The following is a 19,917-nucleotide window of genomic DNA, read 5'->3' as shown; positions in this document are numbered from 1 at the left end:
GGCCAGTCAAATCGCCCACTATTACCACCTCCGCTTTCAGATCGAATTACTCTTCCGGGATGCCAAGCAGTTCACAGGCTTGAGTCAATGTCAGGCTCGCAGCGATGCTAAATTGGACTACCACCTGAACGCCACACTGAGCGGGGTCAACGTCGCCCGCTTGTTGCTGGTGGCAGATACTTCGTTGCTCAACTCGATGAATGCGTTGGTACGTCGGCAAACCAACCAACGTATTTGGAAAACGATATATAGCCAACTCAGCGTAGATGGCTCAGTTGATATAAATCGGCTTGATAGCCTTAATTGTCAGTTCTGGCAGCGTAGGGCTGCTTAACCCGACTACCAAACTGCTCACAGTATTAATCAATAACCATCCCGGAAATAGCCTGAAAGCCCCCTTCTTCATTATTCGCGAACAACTGCCTTAACTCTGGTGGGCCGGGTATAGCTTACCCGGCCCATTTTATCAATTGGATTTCAGACAAAACAACGTAAAGCAATGAAAGGATTTTTACGAGTAATGATATGGGGGTGTATGTTGCTGACAGGGTGGGCCAGTTTTGCCCAACAGTCAACAAATGTGGTGGATTTCCTTCTTACTTATGATGCAACTACTACACTCTATACAGCCTGGGTAGTCCCCCGCTATAACGTACCCAACACGAACAACACGGGTCAATTTGAGAAAGGAGGCACCGCTCAGTTTACCATCAAAGTGCCCTCCACATTTACCATCTCGACTATTACGGATGTCATTGGAACGTGGGAAAAAGCCCCGCTTCGGCTGGGACCTGGAAACACGGGACAGGACTGGTCAGGATCGGGACTCAACCCTGCCGTGAACTATTACGTCATCGGTAAATCCCCGACAGAATCCAGCTACGGCCAATTTACGTCAGGTACGCCTGTACGTCTGTTCACCTTCAAGGGGAATGGCTGTCTGGGGCCTCTGGCTTTACTGGAACCAGGAAACCCCTTCATTGCGGAAGCTGATCAGCGCTATTCACTCAACGTAGCCAATAGCTTTTATTCGCTCTCAGCCACACCTGCGGGGGGTAATCAAACACCACTTGAGCAATTCAGGACGGCAACGGGCAATCAGGCTCTGTGTGCGAGTCTGACAGCCAACCCCGATAGTCAGACCCTGACAGCGGGCACTACGGCCACCATTCCCGTACTGAGCAACGACTTCGATAACGGACAACCCGCCAGCACCACCAACGTAACGCTCACGGTGACCACCCCACCCCTGACCGGTACGGCCATAGTCAACGCCGACGGCACCATCGGCTTCACCCCCGCTCCGGGCTTCATCGGTCCCGTTTCGTTCACCTACACCATCTGCGACCTTACGCAGCCAACCGTCTGCTTTTCGGCTCCCGTCAGCCTGACGGTCAACCCGGTTCCGGCAGTGCTCACGGCCACCCCCGACGCGCTCACCCTCACCGCGGGCACCCCCACGACAATCCCTATTCTGGGCAACGACTTTAACAACGGGCAACCGGTTAGCATCTCCACCGTCACAGTGACCATAACTACACCAGCTACCGGAACGGCCACGGTTAACCTGGATGGAACGATAATCTTTACCCCCACTCCCGGCTTTACCGGTCCGATCTCGTTCACCTACACGGTTTGTAGCATTGCTCAGCCTACGGTCTGCTCTTCAGCCCCAATTAGTCTGACCGTGCTGGCGGCACCGAATCAATCGGCCGACCTGCTGATCACCAAAAAGGTTAGTCAGTCTGGATCAGCGGTGGGAGATGTAGTCAGTTTCACCATTACCGTACAGAACATGGGACCGGGCAGTGCATCGGGCGTAATCGTAACCGACACCCTGTTGCGGAACAGTACGGTACAGCTTCAGGCAAGGCCAATCCCATCGAAAGGATCGTTTAATTCCGCAACCGGCCTGTGGACCGTAGGCGATTTGACCGCCAACGAAACGGTTACGTTTGTACTATCCGTCCGCCTTCTTTCCGAAGGAGTCGTTGTGAACGTAGCCAGTGTGACGGCTACCGGCAGCCAGGACCCCAACGAGACCAACAACACGGCCTCCGCCTGCACCAGTGTACCGTATGTTCTCTGCTCGGGCGAGTCGCTAACGGTGAGTGTACCACGGGAGTACCTGAATGTGCAGTGGTATCGCAACGGTAACCCAACCCCTGTATTTACCGGCAACACCGTAACCCTCGACCTGACAGGAACTTACACGGTATCGTCATCAAACGGTAGCTGCCCTATTGCCAGCTGTTGCCCCATCGTTATACAGCAGGGTGCCTGCTGCCCTCCCGATGCCTGTGTTCCATTCGTAATCAAGAAAACAAAATCTCGTCTCTAACCGCATAAATTCATGAAAACATTCAGCATTAGTCTTTTACTCTGGTTGGGTTGTATGGTAGTTCAGGCCCAGGACACCCCCATACTTTCGTCAAACGAAGTGCGGTATATGATAACCCGCGAACCGGCTACGGGCGTATTTACGACCTGGGTTGTACCCAACTACTCCACGCCCAATGCCAACAACCCCGAATCGAACGATCTGGGAGCTACGGCACAGTTTTCGTTGAAAGTACCCAAAGATTTCGTGCTTACCGACATACACGACATCCGGGGTAACTGGGACAAAGCTGCCTATAAGCTAACCACACCGGATGCTTTTGCAAAAACCGGTGCCGATGCAGGCTGGGCCTACTATGTGATCGGGAAAGCCCCCCAGGAAACGAATTACGGCCCCTTCACGGCGGGCAATCCGGTAGCATTATTCACATTCCGGGGCACCGGGGGCGACCCCACACAGATAAATATCCTGTCACCGGACGATTCGTTTGCCCGGTTTGCCGATCAGGAAATGGCGCTTAATGTACGCAGTAGTTTTTATACGCGCTCCGGTCAGCGGGCCAGCATAACGGCCAAACCACTCGAGCAGATGAATGGGGTAATCAGCCTGAAAAAAGTATTAAAGGATAAACAGGAGCAAATGGGTTTACCCATTAATACAGACGATGATCTGGCTCAGCTCTCAGTAATAGTCTATCCCAATCCTACTACCGATGTGGTGCAGGTGACGTATTTCAGCCCCGATGATCAGGCTGCCGTATCGCTCGATGTACTGGATGCCAACAGCATGGCCCGGCGCAACAGTGTGCAACCCGCCAAAGCAGGTCTGAATACCGTTCAACTCAAGGTGGGCGACCTGCCGGGCGGAGTCTACTTCGTGCAGATGCTCATGCAGGGCAAAACCGTCAACAAAAAAATAATCAAGCAGTAGAACTTTCCAGTAAGTACGCGTTACGACCGTTACCTGTCAGACAGGTAGCGGTCTTTTTTTTAACCAACAGATCGTCTTACGACCACGTTTCCAGGCGAAGTGTTTGCCCATCAAATACTCCGTAGGTTCTGGCGCTTACCCACTCGCCCAGGTTTACGTACTGGCTGGTGGGCGACACGGCCAGATTGAGGGGCAGATGCCGGTGACCGAAAACGTAGTAGTCGTGGTGCATTTGCGCTTCTACCTCGCGGCAGTACTGCATGAGCCACTCGCGGTCTTCACCCAGGAAATGCTCCTCCCCTTTTTCGTTGTTACTGATTCGGCTCCGCCGGGACCAGGCATGCGCCAGACCAATGCCCATATCAGGATGAACGAGTCGAAATAGCGTATGGGCCAGCCTGCTTTCAAAGACCGTTTTCAGGCGTTTATAAACGAAATCGCCGGGGCCAAGACCGTCGCCGTGCCCAATCAGAAAGCGTTTGCCCCCTATCTCATACCGGCGGGGTTGCCTATAAACCGGAATACCCATTTCCTGGGTGAAGTAGTCCTTCATCCACATGTCATGGTTACCCGTAAAGAGAATTATCCGCGTACCGGCATCGGTCAGTTCGGCTAATTTCCCCTGCAACCGGATGAAGCCTTTGGGAATGGTTTTCTTGTACTCGAACCAGAAATCAAATACATCGCCCACCAGAAAAATCACCCCGGCATCGGGCCGGATAGCATCGAGCCAGGCCACTACGGCCCGCTCGCGTTCACGGCTTTGGTCGGGCGTGGGGGTACCCAAATGAAAATCGGACGCGAAATAAGCCTTTTGACCGGGAGCAAGCGGAATAGTTTCGATAGTGGACATGCCGGGAAAATTCGGGCGTAAAGGTACGCAAATCAACCTATTTGCCAGATTAGTCGGCCCGGACTAGCGCAAACAATGGCTGTTTACGGCTACTTACCCATTAGATACCACAAAAACATATAGCCGGTTAATCTGGTATTTAAGAAAACACTAATTTTGGCTTTTCTCTAATCGTATCATGAAAATCAAATCACTGATATTGGCTTTTCCCGTACTGTGTTTAGCCTGTAATAACCCAAGCACCCCTCAGGATCCCGCCAGTCAGATGGATGCCAGTCCTATCGTGGCCAAGCGCGTAGCCGGGGTAAACATGCTTACAACGGATTTCAACTATGATCAACCCTGTACTATTCTCGGAGAAGAATATGTTCGCGGTGCGTTCAATCTGGAAGAAACGACTAAACTGTCCGAAGGGTACGGGCACGATGGCTGCGAATTTGCCTGGGAGGGTGGTAATAAGGTTATTATTTCCTTCGTAGGCGACCGGCCTTTTTCGTCTGTGTTCACAGCCGAATATATGTTCGACAAAATGTATCAGGGCAAGCAGCCCGTTGCGGTTGTATCACCTGAGGTCGATACCCAGGAAGTTCAGACGGCTACCAGTGAGGAAGGTGCCACGCCCAACGCCACCGCCGTACAAAAGTTAGATACCTCGAATCCGGAAACGACCGCAACTATGCCCGACAATCAGCCTCAGCATGGTGGTGTTACGGCGGCTTCTCCGGCCCTTACAGCGCCATCGATTGGCTATGGCACCGGAAAAGCGGTGCGGGACCTGGGCGACAAAGCCGTTTGGGATGAAGCCAAAGGAGCAATGCACGTTCTGTACAACAACAACATTATCAACGTAACCGTTAGCACGAAAGGCAAACCGGAGATGCGGGAAGAGCAGGCAAAAAGTCTGGCCGAAGTGTTGATTGAGAAGATTGCGGAAAACGAATACACGAAAGCGTTATAACGACAATCAGTTGACAGGTATGCAAAAGCCAGACTCCCGGAGTCTGGCTTTTGCATTTTAGTATCCCTCACTCGTCGTGAAAGGCCGGTATAAGTCAGGCTTTATACCGCCATCGGTATCTGTTCGAACGTAACAGCCGGCTGGCTCTGGTCCTTGAAGGCTTTGCGGGGCCGGATATTGAGCGTCTGGAATAATTGCGTGTCGGTGTCTTCGCTGGGGTTGGGCGTCGTCAGCAGTTTATCACCGGCGAAGATGGAGTTGGCCCCGGCCAGAAAGCAAAGTGCCTGCTCTTCGGTATTCATCCGAACGCGCCCCGCCGAAAGACGAACCATCGCTTTTGGCATGATGATGCGGGCGGTGGCAATCATCCGAATCATCTCCCACACCGATACGCGCGGCTGGTCTTCGAGCGGGGTACCCTCTACCGGCACCAGCGCATTGACCGGTACCGATTCCGGATGCTGGGGCAGCGTAGCCAGTGTGTGCAGCATCCCAATCCGATCCGTATCGGTCTCGCCCATGCCAATGATGCCACCCGAACAAACCGAAATACCGGCTTTGCGGGCGTGGCCCAGCGTATCCAACCGGTCATCGTACGTACGGGTGCTGATGATGTCCCCGTAAAATTCTTCACTCGTATCGAGGTTATGGTTGTAGGCATACAGCCCGGCATCTTTCAGTTTCTGTGCCTGCTGTTCGGTGAGCATACCCAGGGTACAGCACACTTCCAGCCCCATCTCGTTCACACCCTGCACCATGTCGAGTACTTTATCGAAATCGCGGTTGTCGCGGACTTCGCGCCAGGCAGCTCCCATGCAAAAACGGGTACTGCCGGTGTCTTTGGCCCGTTGGGCAGCCGTCAGTACTTCGTCTACTTCCATCAGTTTCTGCACCTTTACGTCGGTATGGTACCGGGCAGCCTGCGGGCAATAGGCACAGTCTTCGGGGCAACCACCCGTCTTGACGGATAGCAGGGTACACACCTGCACCTCCTGCGGGTCGTGGTGTTGTCGGTGAACGGTAGCGGCCCGGTACACCAGGTCCAGGACGGGTGAATTATAAATGTCGGCGATTTCAGCGCGGGTCCAATCAGTACGAAGTGGCGTCATAAAATTAGTAGTCAGCTACACCGCCAGTGCGGTCATTCCTCAAAAGTAAACCCTGCGCGCTGAACCGACAAATTTACCCGGTGCAAACTAACCAACTCACCGGTGTCAGATACCATCAACCGCAATTTCATTAACATGACCTGTCAGGGCATACCTGGTTTGGGTGGCAACGGAGCAGTAACCAATCGGTCTTATCCATAGGCGGTAACCGGGAAACGAACTTCGGCATTTCGGCTAAACCTTCAGGCGTTTTCACTAAATCAGTTTCACCACTGTCGCGGACCTTTGTATCATCAAAAAACATAAGAACAGCGTACGATGAAAGCGATTAGAATTCATGAATTTGGCGGCCCGGACGTACTGAGGTTAGACGAGCTAGAACGTCCTGCACCCGCGCCTGATGAGATTTTGGTAAAACTGTATGCCAGTGGTATAAACCCTGTGGATTGGGTAGTCCGGAACGGGGGTAATGACTTTTTGCGCCCCCTGTTAAAACTGCCCATGACCCTAGGTTGGGATGCGGCAGGCATTGTGGAAGAAACGGGCAGCGATGTAACAGACTTCAAAAAAGGAGATGCCGTATACGGTATTCCTAATTTCCCGGGTGATGGAAGCTACGCCGAGTACTGCGTGGCCAAAGCCAGTCAATTTGCCCGCAAACCCGAGAGCATTGGCTTCAACGAGGCTGCGGGCGTGCCGCTGGCAGGACTCACGGCCTGGACGGCCCTCTTCGGGCATGGCAGGCTACAGCCCGGACAGCGCGTGTTGATTCAGGGTGCTTCAGGTGGCGTGGGTAGTTTTGCGGTGCAGTTTGCCAAAGCAAAAGGGGCTTATGTAATTGGCGTGGCTTCCACCCAAAATATTGATTACCTGCGGGCGATTGGCGCCGATGAAGCTATTGATTATAAAACGCAGCCATTTGACGAGTTGGTGAGCGATGTAGATGTTGTGTTCGATGCAGCACCCCATCGGGATAATAACGAGCGACTGAGGTCCGTAACGGTGCTGAAGGAAGGCGGTATACTGGTGAGTGTCAACATTGATTTCCCGTTCAGCGAAGCGGTTACACAGGCATTGGCAAAGAAGAATGCGAAAGGCGAACTGGTTGCCAACCAACCCAGGCAGGAATGGCTGGCCGAAATAGCCCGGCTGATTGATGCAGGCAACGTGAAGGTTTTTATCAGTAAAGTATTTCCGCTGGAACAGGTGGCTGATGCACACCGGGAGAGTGAAACCTGGCACGTACGGGGTAAATTGGTGCTGGAAATAAGAAAAGAAGGCGAACCTAAATGAAACACATCAGGACAATAAGCGAATTTCATGCGTTCAGAAATTTGCCTAAACCACAACATCCGCTCATCAGTGTTGTCGATGTGGGGACGGTTATGCATCTGGACAACGAGGAACCAATTAAGTTGATACTGGATTGTTACGCTATTTCCGTAAAACGAATGCATAACGTCAACGTAACCTACGGCCAGCACTCGTTCGATTTCAATGAAGGCATTATGTCTTTTATGTCGCCCGGCCAGGTGTTCAGCATTGCGGTTGAGGATAAAAACGAAGAAGTAAAAAAATCGGGATGGGTAATCTACATCCATCCCGATTTTTTGTGGAATACCCCGTTAGCCAAAACAATAAAGCAATATGATTTCTGGAGTTATTCCCTGCACGAAGCCCTGTTCCTTTCTGATAAAGAAGAAGCCATAATCAACAACATCATCCTGACTATCAATCAGGAATACCACGACAACATCGACAGGTTCAGTAAGCAAATCATTATTTCGCAAATTGAAAGCCTGCTTGGCTATGCCGACAGGTTCTACCATCGCCAGTTCATTACGCGCGAAAAAGCTAACCATCAGATACTTGATCGCCTGGAAGAATTGCTCGCTGACTATTTCAACAGCGGCAGTTTAATCAGCAAAGGGTTGCCAACCGTCCAGCTGCTGGCCGAACAATTACACCTGTCTCCCAAGTATTTAAGTAGTTTGCTAAGGGTATTAACAGGGCAAAATACGCAGCAGCACATTCACGAAAAGCTGATAGAAAAAGCAAAGGAAAAATTATCAGCCAGCAACCTGTCGGTCAGTGAAATTGCGTATGAATTAGGTTTTGAACATCTGCAATCGTTCAGCAAATTATTCAAGGCGAAAACATCTTTTTCACCGCTGGAATTCAGACAGTCGTTTAACTGAATAACAGAAACGCAGGCTGGCAAGGGTGAAGTTACCGGCAACTCCGTTTGTAAAAGCACGACTTATTCGTTTCATTTTTTTGCTATAGTCTTATTCTGCTTTTAGACAGCTTTCGAGGAATTGATAGTCGCGATACCAATCCTGCTCCCAACTTTGACTCCCGATGATCCTTGTCATAAATCTTGCTTATAAACAATTAATTGTAGAAATAAAGCAAAACAGCCTAAACAGATTCTGCTTCGGAGTGTTAATTATGTATGACTACTCAACAAAATCTCTCCGCAGCCATCGACGCGCTGTTAGCAAACAATTACTCATACGACAAAACGCTGTACGAAGCCGTAAAGACTACGGGTGAAATGCTCGATGCCGACCGCTGTTTTATTTACATCCGTCAGCCCGACCAGGAACGCGGTCGAATCGCCTTCTGCTGGCGTAAAGACAACGCCATTCCTGACGTAGTTCAACCCGACTGGCAACCGGACACGACCGACCTGCCACAGGAAGACCCACTATTCAGGTCGGCCCTGGACAATACAAAAGTCATTTATGTGGAGGACGTAAAAACCGCTGGTCCCGGTGTGCTGAACGAGGCCTTCGAGAATAAAACATTCGGCCATCGTGCCTTGATTCATGCTCCTATTCACGGAAATGGAAAACTGTGGGGAATTCTGGAGCCCTGCGTTTTTGAACAGACACGCCAGTGGACAGACGAAGAAAAAACGTAGATTGAAGCCATCCTGCCCAGGCTACAGCCAGTCATTGAAAATTTTGTGATGCTGTAACCGCTGTATTAGCGTAAACAGATTATGCCTGCCCGAAATGGCCGTAAAGGCTATTTTGATTGAAAATGCTGTGCTAAAAAGTAACAAAGGCATGGTTTGTATCGAAGCGGATTAGCCAGAACGTAACCACCGATAACCTCCGGTATTCCAGCAATACCGTCCCGGTGAGCACCCCAATTACCCCGAAGGGAAAGCATACTTTACCAGCGTTGGCGTGACAATCAGGGCAACTTATACGCTACCACGTAATCGCCCAGTTTGGTACCCATCTTGCCGTGACCACCGGCGGCTATCACAATATACTGCTGCCCGTTTACCTGATAGGTCATGGGCGTGGCCTGCCCACTGGCGGGTAGGGGCACTTCCCATTGCATACTGCCATTGCTGGTACTGAATGCCCGCAAATGACCGTCCAGGCTGGCCGCTACGAATATCAGTCCACCCGCCGTAGTGATGGCTCCACCGAAATTGAGCGAACCCCATTTTTTAGTGTCCGGGTATTTGGCCGGGTCCATCATATAGCCCAGCGGCACCTCCCATTCCAGCGTACCTTTTTGCAGGTTCAGGGCCACCAGCGTTCCCCAGGGCGGGGGCGTCTGCATCACCAGACCCATTTCGGTTTTGGCAAACAGATAACTACGCTTCATAACATACGGTGTTCCCGACTGCATCCCGGTTTCGGCCCGAAGCAGTTCCTGATCGTTTTTTACGGAGGCCAATAGCTGTTCGCGGGGCAGGAGCCGGATGAGGGCCGCCAGCCGGTTAACGTTCGTTATCAGTAGCCCCGACTGGGGGTCGTAACTCATCCCCCCCCAGTGAATACCACCCACGTTACCCGGTGTCATCAGCGTTCCTTCCAGCGATGGAGGGGTGAATATACCCTCGTACCGAAGCCCGTTGATGCGTTGGTCGGCGGCTGCTTTATCGGCGGGGGTTGGTCCCCAGGTTTCCATTTTTTGCAACCCCAACGCGGGAAACGTTGTCGGGAAGGGCTGCGTAGGATACGCTTCTTCGCCCGGCACAGTGGATTTGGGTACGGGACGCTCTTCTACCGGCAGTAGTGGCCCCCCCGTTTCCCGATGCAGGATAAATACATGGCCCATTTTGGTACCCACTGCTACGGCCGGAACAGTTTTCCCATTCTGCACAAACGGAATTAGAACCGGCTGCGAGGCATTATCGTAGTCCCAGATGTCGTGGTGAACCGTCTGAAAATCCCAGACTACCTTGCCGGTAGACGCCCGAATGGCCACGATAGAACTGGCAAACCGGTTCTGACCTAACCGCTCCCCCCCGTAAAAATCGGGACTGGGACTGGTAGTGGGGATAAATACCAAATCGCGTTCGGCATCGGCCGAAATCAGGGACCAGGCATTGGCCGCGCCCGTCAGCCCTACATTTGGTCCTTTCCAGGTATCGAAACCAGGATCGCCTTTTTTGCGGGGGATAGGGTCCCAGCTCCAGCGCAGGGCACCCGTCACGGCGTCGTACGCCCGCACCACCCCCCGCTCGTAATTGAACCGCTGGTTATCCCCCATCGACGAGCCGACCACCACCGTGTTGCCAATCACCGCCGGGGGCGACGTGACGCTGATATTGCCCACCCCCGCCCGTAAATCGACACTACCGGCTTTGCCAAATGTGTCAATCGGCTTACCCGTCCGGACATCCAGCGCAATCAGTCGACCATCCAGCGTAGCGACAAAAATCCGTTTGGACTGGCCAGAAGAAGCCGATTTATCGCCGGGTACCGGCCAGCAGGAAACGCCCCGTGAGGTTATTTCGGACAAATCCTGCCGGAGGTAGACATCGGGGTTGTAGTCCCATTTTTTCTGACCCGTAGCGGCATCCACGGCAAAAACCCGGGAGGTGGGTGTACTGAAATACAAGGTACCATCCACCATAATGGGTGTGGCTTCAAAAGCAGCTTTTTCGGCGGCATCGGTACCTTTGTACGCGTCCAGTTCGCCGGTTCGGAATGTCCAGGCAACGGTGAGTTGCTTTACATTGGCAGGATTTATTTGGGTCAGGGGCGAAAACCGCATTCCACCTGCATCATTTCCGTACGTGGGCCACTCGACTGACCCAGCCGACTGGGCATGTACAGTCAGTTGGGTAAACAGCAGCATAACCAGCGCGGTTAGCCAATTTTTCCGTCGGCTGCTGGCGGGCCGGATCATCGCGAAAGACTTCATAAACAGAACGAGTTAGTTTCTGACACAAATGTGGGCACCAACAGTTCCGAAGGCCCTATCTCCCGGCCTTCAAGAAGTTCATGCCGACCGGGACGAAGTCGCTGATTCCCGAAACTGCGCGGGCGTTTGGCTGGTTAACCGCTTGAAAGCGGTGTGAAACGCAGATGTAGAATTATAGCCTACCCGTTCGGCAATTTCGTCAATCTTGAGGTGCGCCGTCGTGGGGTCGTTCAGTAATTGCTGTGCTTCCCGAACGCGATAGGTTGCCAGCAAATCGAAAAAACTTTGACCCAGCCGATCGTTCAATAACTGCGAAAGGTGGTGTGGTGACGTGTTTAGAAGCCCGGCCAGTTTCGTCAACGATATATCACTTTGCAGGTAGGGTTTCTCGCTCTCCATCAGCCGGATGAGTTTTTGCAGAATGGCCTCTTCTACTTCTTCGGATAGGGATGATTTCCCGTACTTCTTTCGGGGTTCAACAGCGGTTTCCGGGATAGGTAGCTGCGTTTCCGGTTCATCCGTGAAGTAGGTCGAGTCGGCCATCACCCGTATGCTGGTAAAATAGATAATAACGGTCAGGTAACAGGCCAGCAGGTAGTCGCCCAGGTCTTCATAAAACCGGGGTTTAATCAGTACAATTAGCAGCGGTAACACCATAAACAGGAGTGTCTGATTCCGCAACTGAGCTAATCGCTTCGGCGAACGTTGCCAGAACGGGTTACCCGACTTCCGGTAGGCGCGATAAATAAGTACCAGAGCCGCCCCATTATAGGCCAGGCAGCTAATCAGCGTTAGTTCGTTTATGTAATCCCGAAGGCCGAAGAATAAATCTTCGCTCATGTAATACGGTGGTTCAGGAATCTGAGGCAGTTCGGGATGCCAGGCTTCGAGGTAGTTGTTGTATTTAAAGGCAATGGGCTGGTACAGCCAGGAAATAGAGTTAATGGCCCATAAACCCGCTGGTACAAAGTGCCAGCCCCAGGTACGGGGTAACTGCCCCCGGATTCGGGCGAAAACGAACAGAAAAAAAAGCGGGGCCATCACGAAATTTAACGGCTCCGAAAAATCAACCAGTGGCAATAGCCGAAACATGTAATTGCTATAGCACAGGAATATCTCCCCAATTACTGCCGACAGGGCCAGCATCAGCCAGCCCAGGCACCGGTTAGATACCCCCTGACTCCGCTTGCCGGTCAGAAAAAAAAAGCCCAGAAAAATCGCCTGTGCCACGCCCAGCAGAATAAAAAAGGCGAACAGGTCGAGCTCAACAGAAAGGGTCTGCATCAATATGAAATTGGATAGTGCAAGGTAAAAAAAAGACCTATACGTTTTATAAAACGCATAGGTCTGCACTCCGTAAACCAGGCAAAAGCTTATCGGATATCCATCTCAAAAGGCATTCGCATCTGGATGCCTTCCATTGTTTTTAGCTTTTTCAGGTACTTCACATACGGCGCCAGTTCGCCCAGTTGCGCCTGAATCCGGGTCTCGTCATCCCCCGAAAGTGAACTCATCAGTTGTTCGAAAAAGGGCTTCTTGAAGGGCTGATATTTCAGTTTGTAGTCGCCGTCTTTCAGTTTGGCCGACTGAGCGGCCAGTTTGATGGCCTCATCCAATCCGCCAAGCTGGTCTACCAAACCAATGGCTTTCCCCTGACTACCTGTCCAGACCCGGCCTCCGGCAATGGCCCGCAGGCTATCAATGGGCAATTTGCGTCCGGCTGCGGCCTTGCCCGTAAACTGTGCGTAAACCCGCTCGGTTGCCCGTTGCATCACCTGTTTCTGGTACGGGGTCATTTCGTGCGTGGCCGCCGGAAAATCAGCATTCGGGTTGGTCTTCACCCGGTCGTATGTGATGCCAAGTTTATCTTTAAAGAAGGTTTCTGTATTAAACAGTAAGGAAAATACGCCAATAGACCCCGTAATGGTATTGGGTTGGGCCACAATTTTATTACAGCCCATGAGCATGTAATACCCGCCCGATGCAGCGTAATCGGACATTGACCCGATAACTGGCTTGGCTTTTTTGGCCAGTTCAACTTCCCGGTACATCACATCGGAGGCCAGGGCACTGCCCCCGCCGGAGTTGACCCGGAGTACAATGGCTTTCACTTTGTCGTCCAGCCGGGCTTTGCGAATCTCGGCGGCAATGGTTTCGGAACCGATGCTGTTACCCTCACTTTTTCCGCTGTGAATATCGCCGGATGCGATGATGACCGCAATGCGGTTAGAACTGCTGCCCTCCATATCGTCCTTCTCCGATTTATCGTATTTGCTGAGTGATACGTAATTGATTTTCTTCTTCTCGTCCAGTTTCAACTCCTTCCGAATCAGGCTTTGCAGTTCATCTTCATACCCCACATTGGTAATCATTTTCGTCCGCAGGGCATCTTCCGGCTTCTGAATGGTCAGATTATCGGCGTAGCGGTTGAGCGAATCGACCCGCAGGTTCCGGCTCTGAGCGATACCCACCAGCATGTGGTTGTTTATCGAGTTCAGGAACGAAGTTACCTGCAGGCGGTTTGGCCCGCTCATGTCATTCCGAATAAACGGTTCTACCGCACTTTTGAAGTCACCAACCTTAAAAATTTCGGGCTTGATTTCCAGTTTATCGAGCGTTCCTTTGAAAAACGAGAGTTCGGCGTTGAGGCCGTTCCATTCCAGATCACCCGCCGGGTTGAGGTAAATTTTATCGGCTATTGATGCCAGATAATACCCCTTTTCGGTCATACCCTCGGCGTAGGCATATACGAACTTTTTGGATTGTTTGAAGTCGATCAGGGCGTTACGAATTTCTTCGAGCGAGGCCCAACCCGCCATCGGGCTTTCTGCTTTCAGGTAAATACCCTTGATATTATCGTCGTCTTTGGCAGCTTTCAACCCTCGTTTTATCTCCACTAAACCCATAGCATCGCCCTTCTGGTTAAATGGACCAATGTTGCTGAACGGATTTTCACTACTCCGCTCTTCCACGGGTTCGTTCAGGTCGATTTTCAGCACTGAATTAGCACTGACATTGCTTTTGCTATCCGACAAGGAAAAAGCAGCGCCAATGCCTACCAGCAATAAAAAACCCACGAATGAAAACAATAACAGGCCAACAATAGTGGCCAGTACATACTTAAGAAACTGTCGCATGAATAAACTAATAAGTAGTGCCTTTGATGACAGGCTATTACAAATATAACCCGGCCACAAATTGCCGGGTTATAAAAGTGTTGAGTGTATGAAAACGGCGGACGAATGGCAGGATAGCATGGAAAGCGAAAAGACGTACGAAGAACGAATGCAATAGCCCCGTCTTTCTTCGTACGTCTTTTCGCTTTTCTGCTTACATCAACTTATAATCGCCGACGGATGCCTGAATAACTTCCCAGGCTTCGGCTTGACCGTATACATTGGCTAGTTCCATTACGGCGGGCTCTTCAGGCAGATTCTTATACGTCAGGAAGTAATGCCGAAGGCGCTTCACTACCGCTTCGGGTAGCTGGGCCAGTTCGGTATACTGCCCATACATGGCATCTCCTTTCAGGACGGCAATAATTTTATCGTCGGCTTCGCCCTTATCAATCATGCGAAAGCCTCCGATGGGAATAGCCTGCAAAATCAGGTCACCGTGGGTAATCTCCCGTTCGGTCAGCACACAAATGTCGAGCGGGTCACCATCACCCATCTCCACTACACGTCCCGATTTTTCGGTAGCTAGTTTGGCAATCTGGTCGCCACAGTAGGTTTGGGGAATAAAACCATAGAGCGCGGGTAACACGTTGGAATACTGCTGGGGCCGGTCAATTTTGAGGTAGCCCGTTATCTTGTCGATTTCGTATTTCACCGTATCGGTTGGCACGATTTCAATAAAAACCGTTACCTGTTTGGGAGCCAGATCGCCAATTGAAATGCCGTGCCAGGGGTGCGCTTTAAAATTGCTCTTCATTGGATGTTTATTAGAAGGTACTATAAAAATTAGTTGTATACGATTTTTTTACTGAACAGTCATGAATGTTTTTTTACCGATTGGCAGCCTTAATTCCGTTACATCGGCACCTTGTTCTCCAGGAAACCAACCCGTTCGGCAATGAGCGTATCATTGGACTTACCAAGCGATTGCCGTACGAGCATTTCGCCCAAAAAGCCCGCCAAAAATAACTGAACGCCCAGAATGATGGCGACCAGACCGAAAAAAAACAGCGGGTTATCAGTCACATTACGAAATTTGACTCCCTGCGCGATGTTTATCAGCTTTTCCACAATGAGCCAGATGGCCAGTACCGAGCCCACAAAGAACGACAGGGTGCCGAAGGTACCGAAAAAGTGCATGGGTCGCTTACTGAACTTCTGGACGAAGCCAATGACCAGTACATCCAGAAAACCATTTACGAATCGCTCCAGCCCGAACTTGGTAGTGCCATACTTCCGGGCGCGGTGCTGTACCACCTTTTCCCCGATACGGCCAAAACCATTCCAGTTGGCCACGATGGGCAGGTTCCGGTGCATATCCCCATACAGAGCCGGGGCAATGGTTTTCACCACCTTCTGCCGGTAGGCCTTCAGCCCGCAGTTGAAATCATGCAGCGGCACGCCCGACACCCAGCGCGACACCGCATTGAATAACTTAGTGGGCAACGTTTTGGTGATTGGGTCGTAGCGTTTTTGTTTCCAGCCCGATACGAGGTCGTATTTATCCTCGGTAACCATCCGGTATAGTTCCGGTATTTCGTCGGGACTATCCTGCAAATCGGCGTCCATCGTGATCACTACCTGACCACGCACCGCCTGAAAGCCTGCCTGTAAAGCAGCTGTTTTGCCGTAATTCCGGTTAAACCGGATGCCCCGTACGTGCGGGTTCCGGCGGGCCAGCTGCTCGATAACCTCCCAGGAAGTATCAGTGCTGCCATCGTCGACGAACAGGATTTCGTAGGTATAATGATTTTCCGTTACAACCCGAACAATCCAGTCGTGCAGTTCGGGCAGCGACTCATCTTCGTTATAGAGCGGAATTAGTATGGTCAGTTGAATTGATTCGGGCATCGACTTTAAGACTCCGTTAGCTGAGTAATTAACCGCACCGGCGGACCGGCCTGAATTTTAGGTTTCAGTTCAACCGTATGGGTTGTAATAATTCGCCAGAGAATTTCGGGTCGGATACCATAGTACTCATGAACCAATACGTGACGAAGGCCAATTATAGCAATCCAATCAATGGCGGGTTCTAAAGCCTGAGTGCCGGCGGCTATATGGTTAGCAACTTCCCCCACTATCTCCAGTGCTTTCACTACCGCAAATGTGGTTTTCAAGTCTGACGCAAACTCGTCAAATGTCAACCCCTCAATAAATGAATCAATCGTTTTCAGCGCATCCAGAATATGCTCCAGGCGAATTTTATCAGGCAATCTGCCTTTCATAGATTAATTGTTTATCCTGATTGACCAGTGGGACAATGTATTTAGACAGAGTACCCTCACAAACCAGATCAACTTTACGCGCTAACGTACGCTCCAGATCCATCCACCAATGAACATATTCAAGACCAATCGGGCACGAAAAATCAAGTTCGATTAACACATCTATGTCACTATCTGACTGTTGCTCATTCCGGGCAAACGATCCAAATAACCACGCCCGTTCAACCGGTTTATCCGCAAAATACTGCTGAATTGTCTGAACAATCTGTTTCTTTTCCATAGTCAGGGCTTTCTTATAAAAATGCCTAAGGCATGAAAGGATTATAGAAGCTGTTTCCATAGTTGAATCAACTCGAATTATTACAAAGGTCGCAGAGTTTTCAGAAAATCAGGTAAAAGTCTCCCAGCAACCTGCGAAATTCCGGTGTATACGTCCGGTTGTTGGTTTCGTAGATAGTCAATTTTTCCTCCAGAACGGACCGTTGCTGAAACGAAAAACCCGTAATTATCCGAAAAGCCGGTTTTTGGGCATGATGCCGGAGCGTAAGCCGCTGGAACGGTACCAAAGCCAGTGTTGCGGCCAGGTCCGTTAGTTGGTCCGTTTCGTAGGGTGGCAAAAGTACCCACCATTGCCCAGCTGGTTTCAGCAATCGAACGACGGCCGCAAGCAGGTCCGGGAACGGGAGCTCATCGGTATGCAGGGCGCGGTTCACGGCGGCATCGGGCGAGCGCAGGTGATTGGTGTAAAACGGCGGATTGGTAATGATACGGTCGTAGGCGGTATCCGGGCAAAAATCCTGAATGCGGGTGCGAATAATAGGCACCCGCCCGGCAAAGGGGCTGTTAGCGATGTTCTCCACCGCCTGCCCGAAAGCGGCTTCATCTACCTCAACGGCATCGATCAGCGCCGTGGGGTTGCGCTGAGCCGCCATCAGGGCCAGCAGTCCCGTTCCCGTACCAATATCCAGCACGCGTCCACCCATTCCCACGTCGGAAAACGCACCCAGTACGCAGGCATCCGTGCAGACCTTCATGGCCGTATGTTCCTGATGGATAGTGAATTGTTTGAAAGCGAACACCGTAGTAGAGCAAAATTACTGCTTCCCCATTTCTACCCTCAGGGCAACCAGTTCCGTTGTATTTAGCAATGCCTTAAAGTGAGTTTCTTTCAATCCATTATACAAGGCTTTATCACCGGTCCATAGGCTGGCTTGTAGAAAATTTGCCAGGGCTACAAAGTCCGTATCGTCAATATCAATTTCTTTGGTAATCTCTTCTGCTGCCAACCACACCGCTACGGGTATTAATTCTTCGTTGATAAATTTCAGCTTTGAGAGAACTTCGGCATAAGAAATCTGCAATTGTCCATCCGACAGTTTTGAGATTTTCTTTAGTCGTTCCCAATGATTAAATATCTCGTAACGCATGTAATTGCAACTGTAAAATTCAAATGTTCTGTCCGAATTGAACAGCAGGTCACCGATGGTACCATTCGAATTCAGGAGCGCACTGAAGATAATATTGGTATCGACAACAATCTTCATTTGATAAGTCGATTCCTGTTGCTGGCCCACCAGCCCTGCTTAACATCAGCTGCCAGCGAATCTACGTCATCCTGTGTGGCTACGGATTGAGCGGTGGCCTCCTTGTAGGTCAGATAGTCAACCAGGCGTTGCAGATCGTCTGTATTGACGTAGGCAGGAAGTCGTATAATGATTTCCTCACTTGTCCTTTCAATAACCATATTGTCAAAATTTACTGCTGAAAGTACTTATTATCCGGGTAATTACCAATACGCGGTATCTACCAACTAATGAAACCATCCCCTACCCGGCAGGCAGGCATACGTGCAGACCTTCATGGTCGTAAAGTCCTGATGGATAGAGAATTGCTTGGAACGAAACGAGGAGATACGCTTATGACAGTTTAGGTGATCACACTTAGGTAAGATTCCGCCGTTGTCCAGGTAAGGTTTTTATAACGCCCGTTAGCCAGTTGATTATGCTGCGTTGTGAACATAGAATACATATACTGGGCCTGCTGCCACTTTGCATACAATTCATTCTCTCCGGCCGGGTTATCGGCTCGTTGTTTTTTGATGAACCGTGCAAAGTCCTCCAGGCTTGCCAGTTGATGAATCCTGAACGTTTCGCCGGTTACTGATTTCATATCCTCCAGCAGGGTATTAGGACTAATCTGAAAACTGGCAATTTGCAGCTTTTCCGGGGCACTGTCGTCCAGCGCTACTTCGGCGGTAAAGGCTGCGGTATCGTCTACGGTAGTAAAATCCAGTTTCCAATCTGCTTTGTCGCCCCAATAACCAATACTTTTATCTTTCAGGTTTAAGACGGGGGTATTGTACTTTAGTATGTCGGCAAAGGCCCCGTTGAAAACAGACGATGCTTTTATCGGTGCGCGATCCAGGTACGCTTTAAACTCCCTTCTCAAATCGAAATTTCTGTTTTCACCCGGCACTAAATCGGTGTAATCAGTGCAAAAGTCGGAGGGAATAAACCGTGGGACGCCCGCTTTTACCGCTCCATCCAGCATGCGCTTCTGCAAATCGACAATAACATCCCGCAGACCTGCCACGGCTGATACAACACAACCGGCACCGGCACACGCCTGGGCAATTTCATCAATATTATTTAGGTCTACCGTAAAAACAGTAACCCCCATTTTTTTAAGGGTGTCAATTTTCTCCGGATCAGCAGACGCTCTTACGATGGCCCTTACTTCCGCTCCTCTTTTTATCAATTCCCGGCAAATTCTGTTTCCCAGATTACCCGTACTACCCGCTACTACAATTATTTTTTTCATGCCTACAGGGCTAAACGTGGTCATTTTTTTGCAATGCCATGAAAACTAAACGACTATGGACTGGAAGTCCATAGGTTTAAGAACGAATGGAATTCGTCTGGTTCGGTTGAAACCGACTGAAAGTATACCACTTTAAGTGGGCTACTCCAGAATAAAATTCTCATCCCCATTGGGATGCTCCTTGTGATGATCCAAGTACGCTTGTAGCAACTCGTCAGTAATACTACCCACGCTCCAAGCACCGTAACCAACACCCCAGAAATGACCGCCCCAATACCGACGCTTCAATTCAGGAAACTCTTGCAAAAGCAACTTCGCACTGCGGCC

20 protein-coding genes and 1 pseudogene are annotated in these 19,917 nt (G+C 50.7%); 7 read left to right on the top strand and 14 right to left on the bottom strand.

Annotated features, from left to right (window positions below; genetic code table 11):
• The 3 genes and pseudogenes from B157_RS34210 to B157_RS0102575 all read left to right on the top strand — a co-directional run.
• Nucleotides 1-334: pseudogene (locus B157_RS34210) on the top strand (hypothetical protein); the annotation flags it as partial.
• 165 nt (nucleotides 335-499) lie between these two features.
• Entirely contained in the window at nucleotides 500-2,341 is a 1,842-nt protein-coding gene (locus B157_RS36635; RefSeq protein ID WP_084761742.1) for an Ig-like domain-containing protein, read from the top strand.
• Nucleotides 2,342-2,353: 12 nt separating this feature from the next.
• Nucleotides 2,354-3,271, top strand: a complete 918-nt coding sequence (locus B157_RS0102575; protein ID WP_026308436.1) for a T9SS type A sorting domain-containing protein — start codon at nucleotides 2,354-2,356, stop codon at nucleotides 3,269-3,271.
• 76 nt (nucleotides 3,272-3,347) lie between these two features.
• Here the strand turns inward: B157_RS0102575 and B157_RS0102570 are convergent, their stop codons facing one another.
• A complete protein-coding gene (locus tag B157_RS0102570) occupies nucleotides 3,348-4,124 on the bottom strand; it encodes a UDP-2,3-diacylglucosamine diphosphatase (RefSeq protein WP_020601820.1) in 777 nt (258 codons plus the stop codon).
• Nucleotides 4,125-4,302: 178 nt separating this feature from the next.
• On the opposite strand from B157_RS0102570, the gene B157_RS0102565 reads away from it, so the two are divergent.
• Nucleotides 4,303-5,082 carry a hypothetical protein gene (locus tag B157_RS0102565; RefSeq protein ID WP_020601819.1) on the top strand — a complete coding sequence of 260 codons (780 nt, stop codon included), beginning with the start codon at nucleotides 4,303-4,305 and terminating at the stop codon, nucleotides 5,080-5,082.
• Nucleotides 5,083-5,183: 101 nt separating this feature from the next.
• On the opposite strand, the gene bioB is transcribed toward B157_RS0102565, so the two are convergent.
• Nucleotides 5,184-6,191, bottom strand: coding sequence for a biotin synthase BioB (gene bioB, locus B157_RS0102560; protein ID WP_020601818.1), 1,008 nt, complete (start codon nucleotides 6,189-6,191; stop codon nucleotides 5,184-5,186).
• Nucleotides 6,192-6,509: 318 nt separating this feature from the next.
• Between bioB and B157_RS0102555 the strand changes: the two genes are divergently transcribed.
• The 3 genes from B157_RS0102555 to B157_RS0102545 all read left to right on the top strand — a co-directional run bounded on the left by B157_RS0102555 (nucleotide 6,510) and on the right by B157_RS0102545 (nucleotide 9,117).
• On the top strand, nucleotides 6,510-7,484 hold the full coding sequence (locus B157_RS0102555; RefSeq protein ID WP_020601817.1) for an NADP-dependent oxidoreductase: 975 nt from the start codon (nucleotides 6,510-6,512) through the stop codon (nucleotides 7,482-7,484).
• Nucleotides 7,481-8,389, top strand: coding sequence for a helix-turn-helix domain-containing protein (locus B157_RS0102550; RefSeq protein WP_020601816.1), 909 nt, complete (start codon nucleotides 7,481-7,483; stop codon nucleotides 8,387-8,389). The genes B157_RS0102555 and B157_RS0102550 overlap by 4 nt, the downstream gene beginning before the upstream one ends.
• A 257-nt stretch (nucleotides 8,390-8,646) precedes the next feature.
• A complete protein-coding gene (locus tag B157_RS0102545) occupies nucleotides 8,647-9,117 on the top strand; it encodes a GAF domain-containing protein (protein WP_020601815.1) in 471 nt (156 codons plus the stop codon).
• Between the two features lie 278 nt (nucleotides 9,118-9,395).
• Here B157_RS0102545 and B157_RS0102535 read toward each other — a convergent pair whose 3' ends face one another.
• The 12 genes from B157_RS0102535 to B157_RS0102480 all read right to left on the bottom strand — a co-directional run.
• Nucleotides 9,396-11,369, bottom strand: a complete 1,974-nt coding sequence (locus B157_RS0102535) for a pyrroloquinoline quinone-dependent dehydrogenase (RefSeq protein WP_026308435.1) — start codon at nucleotides 11,367-11,369, stop codon at nucleotides 9,396-9,398.
• Nucleotides 11,370-11,447: 78 nt separating this feature from the next.
• Nucleotides 11,448-12,653, bottom strand: coding sequence for a helix-turn-helix transcriptional regulator (locus B157_RS0102530; protein WP_020601813.1), 1,206 nt, complete (start codon nucleotides 12,651-12,653; stop codon nucleotides 11,448-11,450).
• Between the two features lie 89 nt (nucleotides 12,654-12,742).
• The gene (gene sppA, locus B157_RS0102525) at nucleotides 12,743-14,506 is read right to left on the bottom strand and encodes a signal peptide peptidase SppA (protein ID WP_020601812.1); all 1,764 of its coding nucleotides are present in this window, start codon (nucleotides 14,504-14,506) and stop codon (nucleotides 12,743-12,745) included.
• Nucleotides 14,507-14,699: 193 nt separating this feature from the next.
• The gene (locus B157_RS0102520; RefSeq protein WP_020601811.1) at nucleotides 14,700-15,302 is read right to left on the bottom strand and encodes an inorganic pyrophosphatase; all 603 of its coding nucleotides are present in this window, start codon (nucleotides 15,300-15,302) and stop codon (nucleotides 14,700-14,702) included.
• Nucleotides 15,303-15,400: 98 nt separating this feature from the next.
• The gene (locus tag B157_RS0102515) at nucleotides 15,401-16,396 is read right to left on the bottom strand and encodes a glycosyltransferase family 2 protein (protein WP_020601810.1); all 996 of its coding nucleotides are present in this window, start codon (nucleotides 16,394-16,396) and stop codon (nucleotides 15,401-15,403) included.
• Nucleotides 16,397-16,401: 5 nt separating this feature from the next.
• Nucleotides 16,402-16,770, bottom strand: a complete 369-nt coding sequence (locus tag B157_RS0102510) for a HepT-like ribonuclease domain-containing protein (RefSeq protein WP_020601809.1) — start codon at nucleotides 16,768-16,770, stop codon at nucleotides 16,402-16,404.
• Nucleotides 16,751-17,110, bottom strand: a complete 360-nt coding sequence (locus B157_RS0102505) for a nucleotidyltransferase family protein (protein WP_020601808.1) — start codon at nucleotides 17,108-17,110, stop codon at nucleotides 16,751-16,753. Before B157_RS0102505 ends, B157_RS0102510 begins: the two co-directional genes overlap by 20 nt.
• Nucleotides 17,111-17,150: 40 nt before the next feature.
• Nucleotides 17,151-17,804 carry a methyltransferase gene (locus B157_RS0102500; RefSeq protein ID WP_020601807.1) on the bottom strand — a complete coding sequence of 218 codons (654 nt, stop codon included), beginning with the start codon at nucleotides 17,802-17,804 and terminating at the stop codon, nucleotides 17,151-17,153.
• Nucleotides 17,805-17,864: 60 nt separating this feature from the next.
• Nucleotides 17,865-18,314, bottom strand: a complete 450-nt coding sequence (locus B157_RS34200; RefSeq protein ID WP_020601806.1) for a PIN domain-containing protein — start codon at nucleotides 18,312-18,314, stop codon at nucleotides 17,865-17,867.
• Nucleotides 18,311-18,514 carry a hypothetical protein gene (locus B157_RS0102490; protein ID WP_020601805.1) on the bottom strand — a complete coding sequence of 68 codons (204 nt, stop codon included), beginning with the start codon at nucleotides 18,512-18,514 and terminating at the stop codon, nucleotides 18,311-18,313. Before B157_RS0102490 ends, B157_RS34200 begins: the two co-directional genes overlap by 4 nt.
• 182 nt (nucleotides 18,515-18,696) lie before the next feature.
• Nucleotides 18,697-19,590 (bottom strand): NmrA family NAD(P)-binding protein, encoded by an 894-nt coding sequence (locus B157_RS0102485; protein ID WP_026308431.1) that lies wholly within the window; start codon nucleotides 19,588-19,590, stop codon nucleotides 18,697-18,699.
• 141 nt (nucleotides 19,591-19,731) lie between these two features.
• The coding region (locus tag B157_RS0102480; RefSeq protein ID WP_020601803.1) for a transposase at nucleotides 19,732-19,917 on the bottom strand (186 nt) is incomplete at its 5' end.

Origin of the sequence: Spirosoma spitsbergense DSM 19989, assembly GCF_000374085.1 — a bacterium.
Lineage (GTDB): Bacteria > Bacteroidota > Bacteroidia > Cytophagales > Spirosomataceae > Spirosoma > Spirosoma spitsbergense.
Note: the sequence above shows the minus strand (reverse complement) of the source record. Positions and strands in the feature narration are given on the sequence as shown.